Genomic DNA, 4492 nt, shown 5'->3' on the forward strand with positions numbered 1-4492 from the left:
ACACCCGAAAATCAGTGCAATAAACCTTTCTCACGAATCAAAGTTCGTTAATTCGCAGTCGCTGACGAGTAAAACGAACTCTAATTCGGCTTACGTTGGTTTTCAGTTCCATTGCTCCCCAACCCCCATGTGTACCGCAGATTATAGACACAACCCTCGATCGCGATGACTTAACTCACGATAACCGCGCTTATCGTGGGTCAACTGACGGTCTCAGTCGGCTGAACTATTCTGTACTTAAATCGAGGTATTACGTTTTCCATAATACGGTACGAAAAAATCCGAGGTGTTCATGGCCCGTTCCGGCGTCCTCTACCTGCATGTTGCCCAGGCGGCCACCCAACTGGTGGCTGCGGGCCACAACCCCACCATTGACAGCATCCGCGTCGCCCTGGGTGGGACGGGCAGCAAAAGCACGATTGCTCCGTTGTTAAAGCGTTGGAAAGCCGCGCATCCCGGCACGCTGGCCCAGGCCGAACTGGGATTGCCCGCGGAGCTGGTCCTGGCGCTGAAAGGACTGTACGAAAAAGTTCAGGCGGAGGCGGCCGTCCAACTCCAGCAGGCCGTAGCGGCTCACCAGGCAGAGGCCGACGCGTTGCAGGAACAGTTGCAGCAGGCATTCGTCGAGCGCGACGCGCAACTCAGCGTTCAGGAGCAGCAGGCCCAGGCACTTGCCGTAGCCACTACGCGCAGCCAGGGGCTGGCTGACACCCTGCAGCGTCAGGAGATCGCCCTGGCCAGCCTGGGCAGTGAAAAGACCGGGCTCGAACAACGTCTGGCTGACCGCGCCGCCGAGGCGGCCGCACTGACCCGGCAACTGCAACAAGCGCGGGAGCAGTTTGAGCACTACCAGGCATCGGTCGCGCAACAACGCAGCGACGAGCGCCAGGCCACTGAGCAACGCCAGCAGCGCCTGGAACACGAATTGGCAGCGCTCCGGCAGCGTCTGCTCGCGCAGCAAACCCGCCTGGGCGAACTGCAGGCGCAGGAACAACGCCTGGTGCAGGACCATGATCGTCTAGAGAGCACCCTGCTCACGACGCAAGCGACGCTCGCGCAGAGTCAGATTGCGCATGAACACGTCTTACTTCAATTCACCGACTTGCAACAGTCGCATCAGGCACTGGAGCAGCGCCATGGCCAAGGTGAGCAGCGTTTGGCTGAGACGCGGACTTACCTGGCCGTCAATGAACGGGAGCGAAGCCTGCTGGCGGAACGCTTAAGCCAAACTGAAAGCCAATTGAGCCAGTTGGCCACAGAAAAGCAGCTTCTCGTGCAAGACAACGCGGTGCTGTCAAGCCAGCTCGCAGAGTCCAGAGCGATGAAGCCGAAGACTTGTTGACCGAAAAAGGCGCCTACCTCAGGCGCCTGAAACCATCCTCCAAACCAAAGGAGCCAAACAGGAGGACAGTGGAGCAATCAACTCTTCAATACACAGCCTGGCTGGAAACCAAGGTCGTAGATGAGGAGAGTCGCCATGCGTAACGCCATTACCTACACCGTCCTTGCTACCTTCATAGCCCTTGGAACTGTTGCCACGGGATTTGCCGAACAGGCCAAAGCCCCCGCCCAAAGCAGTGCCGAGACAAATAAGGGTGAGGACATGCACATGATGGACGGCAACCATATGCCGATGATGGACATGCAGGAAATGTCCAAGATGATGAAAAACTGCAATACAATGATGGAGAACATGAACCAACACATTGGAATGGAGTCCCCGAAGGGCGATAGCAAGGCACAATAGCGATCTGGTTCACGTCGGCCGTCTCCGTCCCTCGCCGGTGTGCGCCCCGACACGGAGGCCGACCTTGCCGCTCCAGATATCGTTCTCAAAACTGCCGAGGAGCTGCTTCCCCTCATCGACGGCCTTGTAGTAATTCAAACCACCGACCAAGGCGACATCATCTGCAAGCGGGTAGCTCCAGGTAGTGCCGGTATAGTATTGGTTTCAGGCATCCTTGAGACAACTGGTGTAAAGGCTGAAGCCAAGGTTGTCGTTGGGTGTGTAATCACCGCCGACTATCCACGGAGAGCCGACTTCGCCTGCGTAGAAGGTTGCAAAATCATCCCGCATGCTGCTGGAGCTGGGTTGGCTCATCGCGTGCAGGCGTCCGCCCTGTAGCACCAAGCCCTCGACACTGGTGTTGTATGCGGTGACGCCGCGGAAGCTTTCCGGAAGCAGTCGCGAATCGCCGTACTGCACGACAGGCGTGACAGGGAAGACATCGCCTACTTTGATTTCAGTGTCCAGGAAACGGGTCTTTACGGCGCCGCCGAGCTTGGAGTAATTGTCCTCGGCCTGGCCGAGCCCGACTCGAATCGGCCTATGACTCCGTGGGCCCATTCTTCCGAGTAGCCATTTCCTGTACTGCTGGACTGGCCTTTGCGAAAATCACGGTTGAAGTAGAAATTTCGATTGAGGATGCTCAGGCTGCTGCCTTCGATGAATCCCTCGCCTTTTTCCTCGGCGGCCATTGCAGCCTGCGCAGCGCTGATGCTCAAGACGATCTGAGAAAGTCCCAACAGGGCCTTGTTGTTCATAAACGCTCTTGATGTTTTGGCAGATTTTTCATTGTGCGGTTGTGTATATGCCGAAGCGCGCCGGGCATAGCCGGGTGCGCTTCTTACATACTTCCACATGCAAAATAACGTCAGGGTGACGTGAAAATTACTTTTCCGTCAGCAACACGTCAACAATGCTCAGTGCTGGCTCCTGCAGTCCGTTCCTGATACGCGGTACTCCAGAATATGCAGGTTTCCGCTCGAATCCTCGTAGGTCATTTGCGCAGGCATCACATCGCAGTTGCCATTGGTCGACGTGACGTGAATGACCTTGGCGATGTCGAGCTTCATGCCATAGCGGTAGTGAGTGACTTCTGGCGGGTTCTTGCCTTGGGCGCTAGCGTATTCGCGCATGGATTGCTCGTTGGCCTGGATCATCTTACCGTACAGGCGATCGGAACTGCCATCGGCCCATACGGTGGATGACAGCAGAGTCGCACTCACTATCAGCAGCAGTCTTAGGTGTTTCATAACGGCGATCTCCTCTCGGGTTTTCGATCCACGATTCAACTCTACCTCCGTAGTTAAGTACGGAATCAAGGAGGGAGGAGATGAAGGTCCTGGTTTATGGCGCCGAGATAAGATGGTAGGGCTTAAGTACACTTTCGTCGGGTAACAGCAGCGCATTACTGCGCCACCGCCCCCAAAGAACCGGGCATGAGAGTCGCGCCTCATCCGGCTCAAGTCTTTCGTCAGCACCATGGTCTAGTACCGGGCAATCAATCCACGTCTATCGCAGCTCGACGTTGGGCAAAGTAAGACGACCACGCAGGATCACAGGGATTGGCCAAGTTACGTAGTGCCGTTTCTCGATCCGGCTTAGGTATGTGCGCCACGTAATCACGCTTGATCGTCTTCACGAAGCTCTCGGCCATGCCGTTGCTCTGCGGGCTGCGAACTGGGGGGTCACCGGCTGCAAGCCGATCTGTCGAGCAAACAGGCACGTCTGGTCGGCGGTGTACGCCGAGCCGTTATCGCTTAGCCATTGCACCGGCGTGGCGGGCAGTTGATCACCGAAGCGCCTCTCCACGCTTTCCAGCATCAAGTCGCGGATATCATCGCCGCTGTACCCGGTCGGGCTCGCGACCTAGCCGATGGCCTCGCGATCACAGCAGTCCAGGGCGAAGGTTACGCTCAATTTGGCTCCGTCCTCGCAGCGGAACTCAAAGCCGTCCGAGCACCAACGCGTATCGCTGGTTTGCACCGCAATACGGCCTTCGTGCCGACGCGGCACGCCGGGCTGTTTTCGTAGACAGATTCAGCAGCGGTTGCAGGTGCTCGCCGCACTGGATCACCCAGCGCGCCAGGGTTTGGCGGGGGATATCGACGCCGTGACGACCGAGGATTTTTTTGAAGCGGTGCAGCGGCAGACCATCGACGTATTTGGTGATCAACAGCATCGCCAGGACGCTAGGACTGGCCATGCTCTTTTCGATCAGTTGAGCCGGTTTGTCGGCGGTGACCGGTGCGGCTTCACAGCCGCGGCAGCCGTAGACCTTGTCCGCTGGTTCCCTTCACAACCACTGGCCAACGCAGAGCGTTTTACCCATGCAGCGAAACGATTAGCGGACAGGAAACGGTCCCGTGGCTCGCACAACAGTCGTGAACCAGTTGCACCAAAACAGACTCGATCCGTCGCAGATCCGCGAGCTTGCCACGCACATCCCCAAGCTTCTGCTCGGCGAGCACGCGCGCTTCATCACAGTGAGCGCCGTCATCGAGCCTCAACAGCCCGGCCACTTCTTCGAGGCTAAAGCCCAGCCGTTGCGCGGACTTTACGAATTTCACCCGGGCGACATCGGGGGTTGGGGAGCAATGGAACTGAAAACCAACGTAAGCCGAATTAGAGTTCGTTTTACTCGTCAGCGACTGCGAATTAACGAACTTTGATTCGTGAGAAAGGTTTATTGCACTGATTTTCGGGTGT

The 4492-nt window shown here is 57.1% G+C and carries 4 protein-coding genes and 3 pseudogenes; 2 read left to right on the forward strand and 5 right to left on the reverse strand.

What is annotated here, in order from left to right:
- The first annotated feature begins 292 nt into the window (after nt 1-292).
- Together HBR94_RS28225 and HBR94_RS28230 are read left to right on the forward strand one after the other, a co-directional pair.
- Complete coding sequence (locus HBR94_RS28225; protein WP_011154388.1) at nt 293-1342, forward strand: DNA-binding protein; 1050 nt, start codon at nt 293-295, stop codon at nt 1340-1342.
- 135 nt (nt 1343-1477) lie between these two features.
- On the forward strand, nt 1478-1747 hold the full coding sequence (locus tag HBR94_RS28230) for a hypothetical protein (protein WP_033979952.1): 270 nt from the start codon (nt 1478-1480) through the stop codon (nt 1745-1747).
- Nucleotides 1748-1783: 36 nt separating this feature from the next.
- Here HBR94_RS28230 and HBR94_RS28235 read toward each other — a convergent pair.
- The 5 genes and pseudogenes from HBR94_RS28235 to HBR94_RS28250 all read right to left on the reverse strand — a co-directional run.
- A pseudogene (locus HBR94_RS28235) lies at nt 1784-2544 on the reverse strand (OprD family outer membrane porin); the annotation flags it as partial.
- Nucleotides 2545-2703: 159 nt separating this feature from the next.
- Nucleotides 2704-3036: a DUF2790 domain-containing protein gene (locus tag HBR94_RS28240; RefSeq protein WP_033979951.1), complete on the reverse strand. Its 333-nt coding sequence runs from the start codon at nt 3034-3036 to the stop codon at nt 2704-2706.
- 314 nt (nt 3037-3350) lie between these two features.
- Nucleotides 3351-3796: pseudogene (locus HBR94_RS28890) on the reverse strand (DDE-type integrase/transposase/recombinase); the annotation flags it as partial.
- Nucleotides 3797-3818: 22 nt separating this feature from the next.
- Nucleotides 3819-4064, reverse strand: a pseudogene (locus HBR94_RS28245) (transposase); the annotation flags it as partial.
- A 43-nt stretch (nt 4065-4107) separates the two neighbouring features.
- Nucleotides 4108-4482, reverse strand: a complete 375-nt coding sequence (locus HBR94_RS28250; protein WP_256969405.1) for a MerR family DNA-binding protein — start codon at nt 4480-4482, stop codon at nt 4108-4110.
- Nucleotides 4483-4492 lie beyond the last annotated feature (10 nt).

Origin of the sequence: Pseudomonas sp. WS 5412 (genome assembly GCF_012985615.1) — a bacterium.
In the GTDB taxonomy this organism is placed as follows: Bacteria; Pseudomonadota; Gammaproteobacteria; order Pseudomonadales; family Pseudomonadaceae; genus Aquipseudomonas; species Aquipseudomonas shahriarae.